This window comes from Micromonospora sp. U56, from assembly GCF_018070095.1.
In the GTDB taxonomy this organism is placed as follows: Bacteria; Actinomycetota; Actinomycetes; order Mycobacteriales; family Micromonosporaceae; genus Micromonospora; species Micromonospora purpureochromogenes.
In genome coordinates this window covers 1-15233 of the sequence record NZ_JAGPYL010000021.1, presented here as the reverse complement: position 1 = coordinate 15233, position 15233 = coordinate 1, and the positions used below count along the sequence as shown (strand labels likewise).

11 protein-coding genes are annotated in these 15233 nt (G+C 70.9%); 6 read left to right on the top strand and 5 right to left on the bottom strand.

What is annotated here, in order from left to right; genetic code table 11:
- Nucleotides 1-168 precede the first annotated feature (168 nt).
- Nucleotides 169-1119, top strand: a complete 951-nt coding sequence (locus KBX37_RS10495; RefSeq protein ID WP_210775703.1) for an NADP-dependent oxidoreductase — start codon at nt 169-171, stop codon at nt 1117-1119.
- A gap of 476 nt (nt 1120-1595) precedes the next feature.
- Here KBX37_RS10495 and KBX37_RS10490 read toward each other — a convergent pair whose 3' ends face one another.
- Nucleotides 1596-2003 carry a hypothetical protein gene (locus KBX37_RS10490; RefSeq protein WP_210775702.1) on the bottom strand — a complete coding sequence of 136 codons (408 nt, stop codon included), beginning with the start codon at nt 2001-2003 and terminating at the stop codon, nt 1596-1598.
- A gap of 386 nt (nt 2004-2389) precedes the next feature.
- Between KBX37_RS10490 and KBX37_RS10485 the strand changes: the two genes are divergently transcribed.
- From KBX37_RS10485 to KBX37_RS10475, 3 genes are read left to right on the top strand one after another with little or no spacing between them, the layout of a single operon-like run.
- Nucleotides 2390-4792 carry a PEP/pyruvate-binding domain-containing protein gene (locus KBX37_RS10485; RefSeq protein WP_210775701.1) on the top strand — a complete coding sequence of 801 codons (2403 nt, stop codon included), beginning with the start codon at nt 2390-2392 and terminating at the stop codon, nt 4790-4792.
- 37 nt (nt 4793-4829) lie between these two features.
- Nucleotides 4830-5486: a hypothetical protein gene (locus tag KBX37_RS10480; RefSeq protein WP_210775700.1), complete on the top strand. Its 657-nt coding sequence runs from the start codon at nt 4830-4832 to the stop codon at nt 5484-5486.
- Between the two features lie 53 nt (nt 5487-5539).
- A complete protein-coding gene (locus tag KBX37_RS10475; protein ID WP_210775699.1) occupies nt 5540-6121 on the top strand; it encodes a TetR/AcrR family transcriptional regulator in 582 nt (193 codons plus the stop codon).
- A 134-nt stretch (nt 6122-6255) separates the two neighbouring features.
- Here the strand turns inward: KBX37_RS10475 and helR are convergent, their stop codons facing one another.
- Both helR and KBX37_RS10465 read right to left on the bottom strand, forming a co-directional pair.
- A complete protein-coding gene (gene helR, locus KBX37_RS10470) occupies nt 6256-8517 on the bottom strand; it encodes an RNA polymerase recycling motor ATPase HelR (protein ID WP_247657546.1) in 2262 nt (753 codons plus the stop codon).
- Nucleotides 8518-8937: 420 nt separating this feature from the next.
- A complete protein-coding gene (locus KBX37_RS10465) occupies nt 8938-10491 on the bottom strand; it encodes a glycerol-3-phosphate dehydrogenase/oxidase (protein WP_210775698.1) in 1554 nt (517 codons plus the stop codon).
- 46 nt (nt 10492-10537) lie between these two features.
- Between KBX37_RS10465 and KBX37_RS10460 the strand changes: the two genes are divergently transcribed.
- Nucleotides 10538-12100 (top strand): FAD-binding oxidoreductase, encoded by a 1563-nt coding sequence (locus KBX37_RS10460; protein ID WP_210775697.1) that lies wholly within the window; start codon nt 10538-10540, stop codon nt 12098-12100.
- A gap of 1 nt (nt 12101) precedes the next feature.
- On the top strand, nt 12102-12965 hold the full coding sequence (locus KBX37_RS10455) for a diacylglycerol kinase family protein (RefSeq protein ID WP_210775696.1): 864 nt from the start codon (nt 12102-12104) through the stop codon (nt 12963-12965).
- Nucleotides 12966-13051: 86 nt separating this feature from the next.
- Here the strand turns inward: KBX37_RS10455 and KBX37_RS10450 are convergent, their stop codons facing one another.
- Nucleotides 13052-13642 (bottom strand): TetR/AcrR family transcriptional regulator, encoded by a 591-nt coding sequence (locus KBX37_RS10450; RefSeq protein ID WP_247657551.1) that lies wholly within the window; start codon nt 13640-13642, stop codon nt 13052-13054.
- Nucleotides 13643-13813: 171 nt separating this feature from the next.
- A complete protein-coding gene (locus KBX37_RS10445) occupies nt 13814-15019 on the bottom strand; it encodes a chitosanase (protein WP_210775694.1) in 1206 nt (401 codons plus the stop codon).
- Nucleotides 15020-15233 lie beyond the last annotated feature (214 nt).

Genomic DNA, 15233 nt, shown 5'->3' with positions numbered 1-15233 from the left:
GGAATCAGGACGCTGATGACGGTGTTCGGCAGACGCTTGTCTGCGCCCGAGATTGCGGAAGTTCGGCGGGCGCCTGCCGAACCGCCAGATAATGCGAAAGTCAGCCTGGGTTCATCCTCCGGGGCTGCTGCGCTGATCGCCATGCCTCGGGGAGGGAGTAGCCGTCGGATGAGCACGATGCACGCAGTGAGGGCGCACAGCCGGGGCGGCCCGGAGCAACTCGTGTACGAGGAGGCGCCGCGGCCCGAGCCGGGGCCCGGTGAGGTGTTGGTGGCCGTGAAGGCTGCTTCCATGACACCCCGCGAGCTCACCTGGCCGGAAACCTGGACCCACAGCTCGGATGGGACAGGACCCGATCGCACCCCGATCATTCCGTCGCACGAGTTCTCCGGAGTCGTCGCGGCGTGCGGTGCGGGGGTGGAGAGCCCCGCCGTGGGGGAGGCCGTCTACGGGTTGATCCCGTTCACCCGGGATGGCGCTGCCGCCGAGTATGTCGTCCTGCCCGCGGCCGTCGTGGTGGCCAAACCCGCCACCGTCGACCATGACCACGCCGCAGCGCTTCCACTGGCTGCGCTGAGTGCCTGGCAGGCGCTGGTGGACCACGCCGATCTGCAGGAAGGCCAGCACGTGCTGGTGCAGGGCGGCGCCGGCGGCGTGGGGAACTACGTGGTGCAGCTCGCGGCCAGCCTCGGTGCTCGCGTGAGCGCCACGGCGGCGGCGGCCGACCTGGAGTTCGTCCAGGATCTGGGTGCGGAGCAGGCAATCGACTATGCGCAGGACCGCTTCGAGGACCACGTCCGCGACCTGGACGTCGTCGTTGACCTCGTCGGAGGAGCCACCCAGTCGCGGTCCTGGTCCGTGCTGAAGCCGGGCGGCATTCTGGTCAGCCTCGCCACGCCTCCGGACGAGCAGGAAGCAGCCCGGCACGGCGTGCGCGGGGTGTACTTCATCGTCGAGCCCGAGCGAAACGCGTTGGGTTCCATCGCCGAACTCGTCGACCACGGCCACTTGCGGCCGGTGCTGGACCGGGTACTGCCCCTCACCGAGACGCGCTCGGGTTACGAGGCCCTCGAGATGGGCAAACGCCGCGGCAAGATCGTCATCCACGTCGCCGACTAAGCGACGTCTCGCCACTCGGTGGGACACCGTTGTCGACGGCGCCTGGGGTTAGCCCATGGTGGCGGTCGGGGAACGACGTCGTTCAGGCTTGGCCGCTTGTGGTGGTAGCAGGTTGAGGGCGCCGGGAGCACGTGGCAGGCTCATGCCTCACCATCGCCTGCTGCGACGCTCAGGGCCGGATCATCCGTAACGGCACCCCGCAGGACGAGCCCTACGTCGACAAGGCACCGAAATTCGAGTCTCCGGCGTCGTTCGAGCCCATCACGGTGCCGACGGGTGAGCTCTTCCTCCTCGGCGACTACCGAGGGGTCGCCAACGACTCATCGCAGAAGAACGGTGCCGGTGGAAAACGTGATCGGCATCGTTATGCTCTGAGTGTCCAAAAGCCGGATGATGACGCAATGATGGCTTGGGTTGGAAGTCCTGCCACGTCCCGTCACCATACGATGGCCCACCCGGTGGTGAGACCCAGCGCGCTATCTCCGGATGCGGACGACCTCCTGTGTAGAAGAATTTGAGCAGCATGCCCAAATCAGACTGGCACTCACCAGGGCGTCACCAACGCGGAACGACGTGCCTTCTACGTCAGCCACAACCAGGACCGCCACCTGCTGCTGCTCACCGGTACATGTGACCACGACATAGTCGGAGCCTTGAGCGATTCGGCTGCCGACCGCCTGTGTCACGGTGACGCTAAAAACGCCACTGTCCCCAGCGTCGCAGGTACCGGTGACTTCAACCTGTACGCCGGCACCCTTCGCGACAAGCGTCACCGAGTCGAGGATGTCCATTGAGGAACCGGTCGCGGCGCTGGCCGGCGCGGATCCCACCAACAGGAGCAGTGGCAGGCCCAGCAGCAGGATGAGGAAACGAGATCGGCTCATGCAACCCTCTTTCAAACCATGGCAGTCCAGCGGTGGACGCAGGCTAGGTAGGACCACCTTCGGGATTATCGCCATGCGCTGCCAAACGATAGTTGCACCCCGGACAGATTGCTATGCAAAAAACGACCAACAATGGATCGAACGGAATAACGACATTTCGATCTGATCCCCTGCGCGGATAACGCCGCCGACCGAGCCACTATCCGGGGTCTGCCAGTCCCTGCATGTTGCGGTTGTCCCATGGGAGACGCCGGCAACGCGGCAACGCCTCAGGCCCAGGTCTCCGCCGTCGCCCCTGGCTCGCCCTCGCGGTGACATTGCAGTCGCATCGTCAATCGAGTAGCGTGGGACGCAATGCAGATGCATTGCATAGAGAGAAGGCCCACATGCACGTGATCGCGTTGTCCGAGGCGACCGCCGACATGGTCGACCTGGTCGGCGGCAAGGCGGCTGGGCTGGGCGAGCTGATCCGGCGAGGTGAGCGGGTCCCCGACGGGTTCTGCGTCACCGCCGAGGCTCACCGGCTCGGCGTGATTCCGCAGGCGGAGATCGTCGCCGCGTACGAGCGGCTCGGTGCGGGCCCGGTGGCGGTGCGCTCCAGCGCCACCGCGGAGGACCTGCCGGAGGCGAGTTTCGCCGGGCAGCAGGACACCGTCCTGAACGTCACGGGCACCCCGGACCTGATCGCCGCGATCAGGAAGTGCTGGGAATCGCTGCACACCGTCCGCGCGACCGCCTACCGCGACGCCCGCCAGATCGATCATCAGGCGGTGCGGATGGCCGTCGTCGTGCAGCGCATGGTCGCCCCTTCGGTGGCGGGGGTGTTGTTCACCGCGAACCCGGTGACCGGTCGCCGCGACGAGATGGCGGTCGACGCCGCGCCGGGTCTCGGCACGACGGTGGTGGACGGGGCGGTGACGGTAGATCACTACGTCCTCGACGGCGTGACCCGGGCCGACGCAGGATGTCTGACATCCGCGCACCTGGCGGAGCTGCGAGCGACGGGTGCGCGGCTGCAGGGTCACTTCGGCTGCCCGCAGGACGTGGAGTGGGCGTTCGACGGAGACGGCGTGCTGTGGTTGCTGCAAGCCCGGCCGATCACCAGCCTGTTTCCTCTCCCGCCGGAGACCGGGCAGCCCCTCCCCCGGGTCTACCTGGAGTTCGGCCACGTCCAGGGGATGCTGCGACCGGTCACCCCGATGGGAATGTCGACCCTGCAGTCACAGATCGCGGCGATGCTCGCCTCGCTCGGCGTCCGGGTCGAGATCGTCGACATCGGCGGTCGCCTCTACGGTGACCTGACCGAGCTGGCCCGGCGCAGGTCATCCCGCAAGCGGCTGGTCAAGCTCATGGCGGTCGACTTCGGCCCGCGGGCCCAAGCGGTGATGCAGCACGTCCTGGCGGATCCGCGGTTCGCGCCGACCAAGGGCAGCACCGAGCGCGGCGCGGGGCCGGGGGCCGCGTCCCTGCGGACGGCCGGCCGCGCGGTGGTGGGGATCCTGCGCGCGCTGGCCCGCCCCGACGCGGCGCGGATCCGAATGTTCCAGGCGATCGAGGAGATGAAGGTACGGTCGGCGGCCTCCGCCGACCTGCGGACCGCCGCCGACCGGCTCCGCTTCCTGCAGGCGCGGGACTCCGGGGACGGCGCCGACGCGATCATGTGGCCGATCGTCACCGGGATGCTGGCCGCCGCGTTGCCGGCTTCGTTGCTCAAGGGCGTCGCGAGCCCGGATGAGATCCACACCGTGCTGGGCGGGATGCCGCACAACGTCACCATCGAGATGAACCTGGCGCTCTGGCGGCTCGCTCAGGGCGCGAGGGAACACCGTCAGCTCCTACTCGACACCCCGCCCGACGAGCTGGCCGCGCGATATCTGCGCGGGACGCTGCCCGACGTCGGGATGGACGGCTTCCTGGACGCCTACGGTCATCGCGGCGTCGCCGAGGTCGACCTCGGCGTACCGCGGTGGGCGGAGGATCCGGCACCGGTCTTCGCGGCGATCGCCAACTACCTGCGGGTCACCGATCCGCAACAGGGGCCCGACCAGCGCTTCCAGCGGGCCGCGGCCGAGGCCGAGGCCGCTCTCGAGGAGCTGGTCAGGCGGGCTCGCCGCCGGCGGCCGGTACGCGGCACGATGGCCGGGTTCCTGCTGCGCCGGGCCCGGTCGTTGGCCGGCCTGCGCGAGGCCGGCAAGTTCGCCGGGCTGTACCCGCTGCGGGAGACGCGCCGGCAACTGCTGCTCATCGGCGCCGACCTGCATGGCACCGGGCTGCTGGAGCAGCCCGACGACATCATGTTCCTGACCCTCGACGAGGTACACGGCGCGGTGCACCGGAGCATCGATCACCGGGTGACGGTCGCCTCCCGCAGGGCGGTACACCGCAGGGAGTCGCGCCGCAGGGCTGTGCCGGTGGCGTTGCTCTCCGACGGCACCGACGTCGAGACCGTACTGCCGGCGGCGCCCGCCCTCGACGGCACCGTCGCCGGCGTGGGTGCGTCGGCGGGCCGGGTGACCGGCCCCGCCCGGGTCGTCCACGACCCGGCCACCGCCCACATCGAGCCCGGCGAGATCCTGGTCGCCGCGACCACCGACCCCGGCTGGACGCCGCTGTTCCTCACCGCTTCGGCGTTGATCACCGAGACCGGCGCGGTCATGGCGCACGGCCCCACCGTGGCCCGGGAGTACGGCATCCCCGCCGTCATCTGTGTGCCCGACGCCACGCGAACGATCTCCACCGGTCAGCTCGTCACCGTGGACGGCGGCGCCGGAACCGTCACCCTCCACTGACCGCCTGACCGCTACCGCGAGGACGACCATGACCGACATGACACCCCCGACCGGGGCGAAGGTGGGCCCGCTGCTGCGCCGGGTGGCCGCGATGGAGGCCGCGATGTGGCGCAGCCTGTACGTGTGGGCGCGGCGCAAGCCGCTGCCGCTGGCGCCGGGCGATGAGCCGTTCGGCTACCTGGGCGTGGTCAGGCCGATCCTCGGGATCTTCATCGGCCTGTCGGTCGTGGAGATTCCGATCTTCGACCTGATCGTCACCAACGTGGTGCCGTGGGGGCCGGCCCGCTGGATCGTGCTCGTCCTCGGCATCTGGGGTCTGCTCTGGATGGCCGGCCTCTACGCGAGCATGCAGATCCACCCACACGTCGTTGGGGACACAGGCCTGCGGGTCCGGCTGAGTTCGGGCATCGACATCTGGATCCCATGGACGGACGTCGAGGCGCTGCGCAAGCGTCACCGCTCGCTGCCCTCCAGCAAATCGGTGCAGGTCGAGCAGGAGGGGGACCGCCGGGTGCTGTACCTCTCGGTCGGCAGCCAGACGAGCATCGACGTCCTGCTGCGCCGGCCGACGACCTTCGACCTGCCCAAGGGCCGGTCCGAGCCGATGGACGAGTTGCGGCTGTACGCCGACGACCCCGACGGCCTCCTGCGCAGCGCACGGGGCACCCCCGCGACCGGAACCGTCAGCCGGTAGCCGCCGCCCGCTGGCGGAGGGTCCGGGCCACCCACTGTGAAACGATCGAGGTCATGCCCAAGAAGGTCGATCACCAGCAGCGACGCACTCTCATCGCTGACGCGTTGATGCGGGTCGCCGCGGAGCAGGGCCTGGAGGCCGTCAGCCTCCGTCACGTGGCTGCCGAGGCCGGCGTGTCCGCCGGGATGGTCCAGCACTACTTCCGCACCAAGGACGAGATGATGGCGTTCGCGTTGGCCGTGGTCCGCGAGCGCAGCCAGGTCCGGGTCACCGAGGCGATGGCGCGACTGGGCGAGAACCCGTCCCCTCGGCTGTTGCTGCGTACGATGATCGCCGCGCTGTTGCCGCTCGACGAGCGGACCCGCGACGACGGACGGGTGGCGCTGGCGTTCCTCGCCTACACTGCGGTGCGACCGGCGGCCGCGCCCAGCCTGCGTGAGGACACCGTGCAGCTGACCGGGTTCATCGCCAGCGTCCTCCCGTCTCGAAACGCCGTCGCCGCCGCGGCCGGCCTGCTGGCGCTGATGGAAGGGCTGGGCGTCTATCTGCTCGGCGGGCAGTACACCACCGAGGAGGCGTTGGGTGCCCTGGATGCCCACCTCGACCTGCTCTTCGGCTCGTCGCCTGGTGCCTGACCTCGACGGCAGGCGGGACCAGTCCAGGAAGGAAGGACTGGTCTCGAGACAACGCCGCCGTGTCGTTCACTCCGCCGGCGGCTGGAAAGCCCACCCGCAGCGGTCCTGATGATCGTCAGGCGGCGATCACGTGGTCAGGATCTCGTGAGGATGACGAGTTGCTGAGTGGCTCGGGTCATCGCGACATAGCGGTCGACCGCTCCTTCGATGCCTTCGCCGAATGCCTCCGGGTCGATGAGGACGACCAGGTCGAACTCCAGCCCCTTCGACAGTTCCGGGGTCAGCGACCGGACGCGGGACGCCGGCTGGAATGTGGGGTCGCCGATGACGCAGGCGATCCCGTCGGCGTGCGCCGCGAGCCAGGTGTCGAGGATCGAGTTCAGATCAGAAGCAGATCCGGGTACGACGGGGACGCCGCTGCTGCGGATGGAGGTCGGCACGTTGGCGTCCGGCAGCACGGCCCGGATGACGGGCTCGGCTTCCGCCATGACCTCTTCCGGCGTCCGGTAGTTGATGCTCAGGGAGGCCAGGTTGATCCGGTCGAGCCCGATCCGCTGGAGCCGTTCCTGCCACGACTCCGTGAACCCGTGCCGGGCCTGGGCGCGGTCCCCGACGATGGTGAAGCTCCGGGACGGGCAGCGGAGCAACAGCATCTGCCACTCCGCGTCGGTCAGCTCCTGCGCCTCGTCCACGACGATGTGCGCGAACGGGCCGGCGAGCAGGTCCGGGTCGGTGCTGGGCAGTGCGGTCTCGTCGACCAGGGCATCCTGGAGATCCAGTTGGCGCAGGCTCGACAGCACCCCTTCACCGTCGTCATAGGCGTGGGCCTCGATCAGCTCGTCGACGACCGTGGCCATGCGCGCGCGTTCGACCGCGACAATGGCCTCGTGCTGGCGCTTACGCCCTGACGCCTCCGGATCGCCCAGCCGCTGCCGTGCCGCGTCCAGGTACGGCAGGTCGGACACCGTCCAGGCCTGGGCGTCGCCGCGCTGCAGCTTCCGAATGTCGTCGGGACTGAGCCAGGGAGCGCACCTGTGCAGATAGGCGGGCACCGACCACAGGTCTCCGACGAGGTCGGTCGCTTCGAGCAGCGGCCAGGCGCGGTTGAAGGTCGTGAGCAGTTCCCTGTTCCGCATCAGCGACCTGCGGACCAGGTCGTCCGGCTCATCGCCGTCGTACTTCTCCATCAGGATCGTCAGCAGCTCTTCCCAGATCTCGTCACGCGCCTCGTTGTGCGGGGTACCGGGGTCCGGTGCTTCGAACGCCTCGGCCCAGTCGTCGGCGCTCAGCCAGATGTCGGACTCGTCGGTCGTGATTGTCATTCCCTTGGCCGGCGGCTCCTCGTAGAACCTGACAGCCGCCTCGATCGCCTTCACCAGGTCCGCGGTCGACTTCAGCAGGGCCACGTCCGGATCGGTCTCGATGGTTGCCGCGGCGCCCTCGGGCACCAGGTCCCGCAGGGTGCAGGTCTGCACGTCCTCTTCGCCGAGGCTGGGGAGGACGTCGGCGACGTAGGCCAGGTAGGGCTGGTGCGGACCGACGAACAGCACGCCGCCCCGGCGGTGACCGAGGCGAGGGTCGGCGTAGCGGAGGTAGGCCGTGCGGTGCAGCGCGACGACGGTCTTGCCCGTACCCGGACCACCGTCGACGACGAGCGCGCCACTCGATCCCGCACGGATGATGGCGTCCTGGTCGGCCTGGATCGTGCCGAGCACGTCCCGCATCCGGGCCGACCGGCTGGTGCCCAGGCTGGCGATGAAGGCGGACTGGTCGTCGAGCGCGGCGTGCCCTTCCAGCCCGTCCGAGGTGAACACCTCGTCCCAGTAGTCGCTGATCCGGCCACGGGTCCAGCGATACCTGCGGCGGCTCGCCAGACCCAGCGGGTTGGCGTGGGTCGCCCCGAAGAACGGCTCGGCCGCTGGGGAGCGCCAGTCGAGCAGCAGCCGGCGACCTTCGCTGTCGGTGAGGCCACGTCGTCCGACGTACACCGGCTCTGGGTTGTCTTCGCTGACCATGCGTCCGATGCACAGGTCGACACCGAAGCGCCGGAGGGCACGCAGGCGAGCGGTCAGCCGGCGGACCTCCTGGTCCCGGTCCACCGCCTGCCGGCCTTTGCCGCCGGGTGCCTTGCGCGCGGCATCGAGGCGGTCGGACAGGTCGGAGATCGACTGTTCCAGGCTCGCCGCGAGGGCCGCGAAGTGCTGCTCGTCGCGGGCGATCAGCGTCGGGTCGGCCTTGGGGGAAAGGTGCTCGGGAAGGTCGAACGCGCTGGTGGTCAGGGAATTCACGTCAACAGCTCCGATCTGAGATCGCTTGCAGAGGGAGACGAGGGCGCGGCGGCGCTGCGCACGGATCGCCTCGACGGCCACCCGGGCGACGTCTTCCGATGCGCGCATCTGCGTGCTGCCGAAGCCCACGCCTACCGGTGGTGCGCCGGCGTCCAGGAACCCCACCAACTCGTTTTCGCGACTCCCATTTTCCGTAGGTTCTGGCCTCGGCCGGCAATTTTGCGGCACGACCCGGGTCTTGCGGCAAGTCCCCCGGTGCGCTATATGTTGAGAGTGGAAGGGAGTAGGTGTTTCCTTCCTTGATCGTCCGCTGGACGGACAACCTCCCCGCGAAGCCCCGCCTACGACCTGTGGCCCGGGAGGATCTCCTGCGGGCCTGCGGATGCAGCCGCGGAACGCGAAGTTCCTCACCCGCTTCAGCCAAGGCGGGCCGACGGGGGTTGGCCATCGGCCTCAGGCGGCTCATCCGCAAGGCCACCGGATCCGGGGCGGGACGGTGGACGCGTCCGCCAAGGCGGTGCTACGCGTTCAGGCCGGCGCTCCGGTGGGGTTTGCCGTGCCGTCGGCAGCCAGCGCGAGAACGTCCCGCGCCACGGGCAGCGCGGCCTCGCGGTGTGCCGGGACGAGTCCGATCCGGGTGCGTCGGTCGAGCAGGTCGTCGACGGTGAGGGCGAGTTCGTGGCGGGCGGCCCAGAGCAGTTCGGCGCCGGTGACCGGGATGTCGGGGCCGATCGGCTGGCGGAGGTCGGCCGGCGCCTCGGCCAGCACGTCGACCGCTTCGGTGCCGTACCGCTGAACGAGCCGGCGCGGCGCGGGGACCCGGGCCAACTGGGCCCTGCTCGCGGCGCCGGGCAGCGGGAGGCGGCGGGTGCGGCAGGCGCCGGCGGCGAGGCGGCGCCGGCGGACGGCGGTGTCGACGGCGTCCTCCGCCATCCGTCGGTAGGTGGTGAGCTTGCCGCCGACCACGCTGATGATCCCGTCCGGGTCGTCGATGACGGCGTGTCGTCGGGAGAGGTCGGCGGTCCGGGCGTCCGCGTCGGCGAGCAGCGGGCGGAGTCCCGCGAAGGCGCCCAGCACGTCGGTGGGTCGCAGGGGCTGGTCGAGGACGCTGTTGAGCACGTCGAGCAGGAATGCGACGTCGGCGTCGGCGGGCTCCGGCACGTCCGGCACCGGCCCGTCCACCGCTTCGTCGGTGAGCCCGGCGTAGACCAGACCGTCGGTCTGGGGCAGGGCGAAGACGTAGCGGGTGAACTGCCCGGGTACCGGGATGGTCAGTCCGGTCCAGAGCCCGCCCAGGCGGGCGGCGGACAGGACGATGTGGGTGCCGCGGGACGGGCGCAGGCGTACGTGCGGCGTCAGGCTGCTCGCCCACACACCGGCGGCGTTGATCACGACGCGCGCGGTGACGTGCAGACGGGCTCCGGTGCGGGTGTCCTCGATGGTGGCGCCGTCGCGGTGCAGTTCGGTGGCGCGACAGCGGGGCAGGATGCGGGCAGATCGCGCCGCGGCGGCGCGGGCCAGTCCGACGACCAGGCGGGCGTCGTCGCAGAGCTGGCCGTCCCAGGACAGCTGGGCTCCGCGGAGGCCGGCCGGGCGCAGCGCCGGTGCCATCGCGCTCGCCTCGGCCGCGCCGAGCCTGCGGGTGCCCGGCAGGGTCCGGCGGGAGGTGCCGGCACAGGTGCGCAACAGGTCTCCGGCGCGGAGGCCGACTGCCGCGGCGCGGTCCTGCCAACCGGTGGTGTAGCCGGTCGCGGCAAGCAGCATCGGCAGGGGGCGCGTCAGGTGCGGGGCGGTGCGGGTCAGCAGGACGTGGCGTTCGACGGCGCTCTCGTAGGCGATTCCGACCTGGCCGTGGGCGAGGTAACGCAGGCCGCCGTGGACGAGCTTGGAGCTCCACCGGGAGGTGCCGTGGGCCAGGTCGTTGGCGTCGACGGCGACCACGGACAGGCCGCGGCTCGCGGCGTCGAGCGCCACCCCGGCACCGGTGACGCCGAGCCCGACGACGAGGACGTCGACGACGTTGCCGGCGGCCAGCTCGGCGAGGTCCCGCTCACGGCCTGCGCCGGTCAACGAGGCGTTCACACACCCTCCTTGCGCTCAAGTGACATCCGATGTAACTCTGTCACACATGGATGTACGAGGGGAAGCGTCGACCGCCGGCTGGGCTCGCTGGGGAACCGCGAAGGACGTGAAGCTGCCGGACTCCGCGTCGCGCCTACTTGCGCAGGTGCTCGATCTGACGCCTCCGCCGTCGGTCGTGGCACTGGCGGCGGTTGCGGTGCCGGACTGCGAGCTGGACGGCGCGGTCCTCGACGCGCTGCGGCAGATGGTCGGCGACGGGCACGTGATCACCACCCAGGAGGCCCGGGTACGCCACGCCTCGGGGATGTCGACGCCGGACCTGTTGCGGGAGCGACACGGTGACGTACGCCTGGCCCCGCAGGCGGTGATCCGCCCGGCCGACCACCGCCAGGTGGCCTCCGTCCTCGACATCTGCTCCCGGCTCGGGGTGGCCGTGGTCCCCTTCGGTGGCGGCACCTCGGTGGTGGGTGGGCTGACCCCCGCCGCGGCTCGGTACGTCGCCCTCGACCTGGGACGGCTGAACCAGCTTCTCGCCGTCGACCCGGTGTCCCGGACCGCCACCCTGCAGGCGGGGCTGCGCGCCCCGCAGGCCACCGAGCTGCTCGCCGAGCACGGATTCACCCTCGGCCACGTCCCCCAGTCCTACGAGTACGCCACCATCGGCGGATTCGCCGCCACCCGGTCGTCCGGCCAGGCGTCGGCCGGCTACGGCCGCTTCGACGACATGGTGATGGGGTTGACCGTCGCCACGCCCCGGGGCACCGTCCGGGTGGGCCGGGCTCCCGCCTCGGCCGCCGGCCCCGACCTGCGACAGCTCTTCCTGGGCAGCGAGGGGACGCTCGGCGTCATCACCGACGTCACCGTGCGGGTACGTCCGCTGCCCGCGCGGTCACACTACGAGGGCTGGCGGTTCGAATCGTTCGCCGACGGCCTGCACGCGGTACGGCGGCTGGCGCAGGACGGGCCGCGACCCACGCTGCTGCGGCTCTCCGACGAGATCGAGACCATGATCGGGGCGGCCGGCTCCGGACGCTCGGAGGGAGGCTGCCTGCTGGTCGCCGGGTACGAGGGCGCGGAGGTCCTGCCCACCGTCGAGGCCGCCGCCGATGTGCTGGCCGCGCACGGCGGGGTGCCGCTGGGTGAGGAGGCCGGGCAACAGTGGGCACGGCACCGCTTCGACGCCCCCTACCTGCGGGACGCGCTGCTGGACGCCGGGGCGTTCGCGGAGACGCTGGAGACCGCGGCGTACTGGTCGGCGCTGCCGGAGGTGCACGGCCGGGTCCGCCAGGCGATCCTCGACGCGCTGCCCGACGGGGCGCTGGTGCTGGGCCACGTCTCCCACGTCTACGAGACCGGCGCCTCGCTGTACTTCACGGTGATCTGCTCGCCCGGACCGGACCCGATCGGCCGCTGGCGGACGGCGAAGGCGGCGGCCAGCGAGGCGATCGCCGCCACCGGCGCCACGATCAGTCACCACCACGGAGTCGGCGCGGACCACCGCGCCTGGTATGCCGCCGAGATCGGAGACGTGGCCGTTGACCTGCTTCGCGCGGTCAAGCAGCACCTGGACCCGGCCGGCATCCTCAACCCCGGCATCCTGGTGCCGTGAGGTGCGCGCCTTCACCGTGATCCTCGGGCCGGCCGCGCGCCGAGGACTGTCCCGCGTGATGCCGGTGGCCCACCAGCTCCGCGCCGCCGGCGCGCGGATCCGGGTGGAGTACACGCAGACCGCCGAGCAGGCCCGCCACCGCGCCGCCGCCGCGGTGCAGGACGACGAGGTGGTCGTCGCCGCCGGCGGTGACGGGACCATCCGGCTGCTCGCCGGCGTGGTCGCCGACCTCGGCGGCCTGCTCGGTGTCATCCCGGCCGGGCGCGGCAACGACTTCGCCCGCCAGTTGCGGTTGCCGCACTCCCCCGATGCCGTCGCCGACCTGCTGCTGCACGGCCGGCCCCGGCACCTCGACGTGCTCCGCGTCGCCGGGCAGACGGTCGTCGGCAGCGTCTACACGGGCGTCGACGCGGCCGCCAACGAACTGGCCAACCGGTCACGCCTGCCCGCGTCGCTGGTGTATCCCACCACCGGTCTGCGGGCGCTGCTGCGGTGGCCGCGGACCCGGTACACCATCACGGTGGACGGCCGGACGGAGGAGCTGCACGCCTACACGGTGGTGGTGGCCAACTGCGGGTACTACGGCCGCGGGCTGCACATCGCCCCGATGGCGCAGCCCGACGACGGAGCGCTGGACGTCGTCGTGGTCCGACACGCTCCGAAGCTGCTGTTCCCGGTCGTTCTGCGACAGATGCGCGCCGGCTGGCACCTCGGACGCCGGCAGGTCACGTCCTACCGCGGCGGCTCGGTCACGGTACGCGCCGACCGGCCGGTGGTCGCGTACGGGGACGGCGACCCGATCGGCCGGGGCGACCAGGTGCACGTCAAGCTCCGCCCGCGCGCGCTGCGGATCATCTGCGGCTAGGGTCCTGTCGAAGTCGGCCACCCCGACCCGTTCGCGTTTCCGGCGGCACCGGTCCGTACTGCGGATACAGCGACTTCGACGCAGCCCTAGTTTGGCCGCAGGTAGCCGTCGACCAGCCGGGCCAGCTCCCGGTCGAACTCGGCGACCGGCACGTCATCGGCGACCGTGCGGAGGGACAGCACGAAGGACTGCGTGGTCAGGTACACCATGCGGGCCAGCACCTCGGCATCGTCGGCGCGGACCGAGCCGTCCTCGTGGCCATCGACCAGCGCCGCCACGAGAAACCGCAGCATCTCGTCCTGGCCGTTGCCGCGCCGGTCGAGCAGGTACGGCAGCAGCACCTCCGGATCGACGTCGCGGATCTTGCACAGCAACGGGTGGCTCCGTAGCACCCGGGCCGCCGCCACCACCCGCGAGACCAGGCGGGACCGGGCGGAGCCCGCGCGCCCGTCGTCCGCGGCCTCCGTCAGCACCTGATGCCACTCCCGGCTCATCAGGTCCCCGATCAGCGACTGCACGTCCGGCCAGCGCCGGTAGACCGTCATCCGCGATACCCCGGCACGTCGCGCCACGTCCGTCAGCGTCGTGCGACGCACCCCGTAGGCGAGGACACAGTCCCGGGCAGCGTCCAGGACCGCGTCGTCGACGCCGCGCTCGCCGGGCTGGCTCACCTCCATCACGCGGAATGTCTACCACGCTCCCTGTTCCGGTCGCCCCGGGCGTGGACGACATGCGGTCGCGGCGACCGCGGGAGTGCGCGCCGGCCACGTCGGGCCGGTCGCTGCCCCCTCGGACGGCTTCCCATGTGACAGGCGACGACCTTCCCCCTCGCGACCGGGGGGCGGTCGTCAGCCGATCCGGTACTGGTCGCCGTAAACGGCGAAGACCAGCGGGGTGTTCAGGTTGAAGTTGCCGTTGTTGAGAAAGACCCGCTGGGCGGTGTCGACGCGGGAGGTGTCCGAGTGGGCCGGCTCCTTCCTCATCTCGGCGACCCGCTCATCGAGAAAGGCGTTCAGCCAGGTCCGCTCGTCGCCGCCCTGCGCCGGCGGCTTCGCTCGGGTGAGGGCACGGTTGCGGATCCCCCGCATGCCCTCATAGCCGTGCATCACCGCCGCGTCGTAGTAGGCGAACTGCCCGAGCGCCCGTACCCCGTCGGCCTTGCCGTCGCGTACCGACGGGTTGAAGTACACCCGGTCCCGCTCGGCCTCCTGGGCGACCCGGAACACCGGGTCCGCGGCGGCGGTCCGCCAGTCGCGGGGGAAGTACGGGTCGAGGCCGGCGTGCGAGTCAGTGCCGTTGACGGCGCGCAGGGCCGGCAGGTACCCGGCCAACACGTTGCCCGGCTTGGTCCTCGTGTAAGCCTCGACCAGTTCCAGCATGTCGCCCGTGCCGGAGCAGAAACCGATGATGCCGGCGGTGTAACCCCGCCCGTCGCCGATGTCCTCGATGTAGGAGAACTGCGCGCGCCAGTCGAGCGAGGAATTCTCCGCCGCCGAGACGAGTTGCATGGCGACGTCCTTCTTCGCCGGGTCGTCGAGGGGGGCGCCGGCCGGGGCGGACGGGCTGGGCGTGGCACCGCCGCCGGGCAGGACCCACCGCTGGTTGGCGTTGCCGGAGCAACTCCAGATCTGCAACCGGGTGCCGTTGGCCGTGCTCCAGCCTGTGGTGTCGAGGCACTTGCCTGAGCCGGTGTTGACCAGCGCGCCGTTGCTGGCGGCCCACTTCTGGGCGCCGGTGCCGTTGCAGTCGTACAGCTGCACCTTGGCGCCGTCGGCGGTCGACGCGGCCGTGACGTCCAGGCACTTGCCGAGCGCGCGGACCGAGCCGTCGGCATTGCCGACCGTCCATGCCTGGGCCGCGGTGCCGTTGCAGTCCCAGAGCTGGACCGGCGTGCCGTTGGCCGGGTTGGCGCCGGCCACGTCGACGCACTTCCCCCCGAGGCCGGTGATCGGCCCGGCCGACGCGGCGCTGGCCGACGACAGGCCGTAGCCAACCGTCGCGGTGGATACCAGCAGAGCCGCTGAAAGGTGGGCGACTGTCCGCTTGCGAAGCATGGGCTCTCCTCGGATGGGGGGTGCGGTGCTACCGCCCTCCGGTTGGTTGGCCTGCGCCGACGTCGGACGGTCCCGGTTACCGCCGTGACGCATTAGATAACCTTATTAACAGATATCAGTACGTCTATGCGCTGTCAATCTACCGACGGCGCTGGGGAACCTGCCCGCCTGCGACTCGGCAGGTCCGGCATGCCGATGGGCCGTGGGGGGGCGG